This window comes from Empedobacter sp. 225-1 (genome assembly GCF_030328185.1).
Lineage (GTDB): Bacteria > Bacteroidota > Bacteroidia > Flavobacteriales > Weeksellaceae > Empedobacter > Empedobacter stercoris.
On the sequence record NZ_JACALO010000085.1, the window covers coordinates 1 to 1,608 of the forward strand.

General features: G+C 25.9%; 1 protein-coding gene. It reads left to right on the forward strand.

The window, feature by feature from the left end:
- Positions 1–450: hypothetical protein (locus HX088_RS13820; protein ID WP_286484477.1), on the forward strand; the 450-nt coding region annotated here is incomplete at its 5' end.
- Positions 451–1,608 lie beyond the last annotated feature (1,158 nt).

Genomic DNA, 1,608 nt, shown 5'->3' on the forward strand with positions numbered 1-1,608 from the left:
AATAAAATAGAAGAAGATTTAAAGTATAGAACAAAAGTTGGCGAAAAATTATTATTTATTATTGACAAGTGTGAAGACACAGACAAAGCATCACTTACTGGTTTACTTTTTAAATCATTTTTAGAGAAAAAAATTGATTATGACCAATTCATTACAGGAACAAATATTATTGAAAAAACTCCGTTGCCTGATTTAATGTTTTTCATAGAAAATGATGTTGAAGAATTGGAATTAGACAATGGTGGTTCTGAATTTGTATCATATGGCTTAATGGAAATCAGAGTAACAAAACCCAATATTAAAGTTGGTGATGAAAAATATTATGGAGATAAATATATTCCATCAGATAATGAAATATTAGCAGATCGTTTAGAAATTACAGATTTTGAAATTGTAGCTAGTATAAGTTGGATTGGACAAATCCTTAGAGAAAATTTATGTAAAGAATAAAAGACAGCGTACAACTTCGGTTCAGTAAAAGCTATAACACCTTTTATGTAAAATAGAATTAAAATAAAAGAAGTCTATCAGAATATTTTTGATAGACTTTTTTATTTGTTGTTCAGTTGCATAGTTGCATCTACTTTTTATTTATATTTTTTATAAAATTCTGATTGCGACTTTGACGAGCAATTAATTTTTAACCCCGTAGGGCAAGGTTCGTTATTTGTTGGAAATACTATAGTTCACAGAGGTTTTTGCCCCAAATAACACACCTTGCTATTTTCTGATTTTAGCATAAAAATTAATAAAACAATGTGTTTTATACTACTTGCTTATTTCTATGAAATACTACTTTTTAAAATCTCATAACTATACTATATATCAACAACTTACAATAAAAATTACTACTTTTTTAAAAAATATTTACTAATTTATTTTTGTAAAAACTTAATAATCAAAGGAATATAATTTTGAATCGGGGTTTCCCCGATTACTGCTTGCTATTCCTACTTTCATTCGGAATACTATTTTTTCATCTCAATTTTCACAGTTTAAACTATCGATTTAAACTATTAATAATTCATCAAAAATCACTTCCCCTACATTATACTTTTTTCTTCAAAAAAGATCTATTTTATGTTAAAAATTATTAAATACTCCATTTTTTGATGTTGATTTTCAATTATTTACTTAAAAAATGCTCCATTTTTGTAAAAATTGCAATTTTCAACACATTGGAAATTAAGTAAATACCGAACCTTGTACGGTATCCTCTTGCTTTTTTTCAAAAACATAAAAACGAATATTTTTGTCTACTTAATTTTGATCGATTTTCTCCATTCAATTCAAAATTAAAATCGTGTAGAAAGAGTAAATTTTCAACTCTAAATAATCATCTTAAAAAATGCGTAAGTAAATTCAAATCACTTAATTAAAATAAAAATAATTACTCAATAATAACAGAAATAATTATTTACAAAATCAATTACATTGATAATCAACCAAATACGTGTTTGTACTCCGTAGGATACAAGCACCCTCTTGCTACTCACTATTTCGATCAAATTTTACCTAAAAAAGAGTTCCGATTTTTTTGCTTTCCTTTTTTCTGAAAAGGCAATATTGTGATTTGAGTGTCTACACAAATCCATATCTTGCATCTAA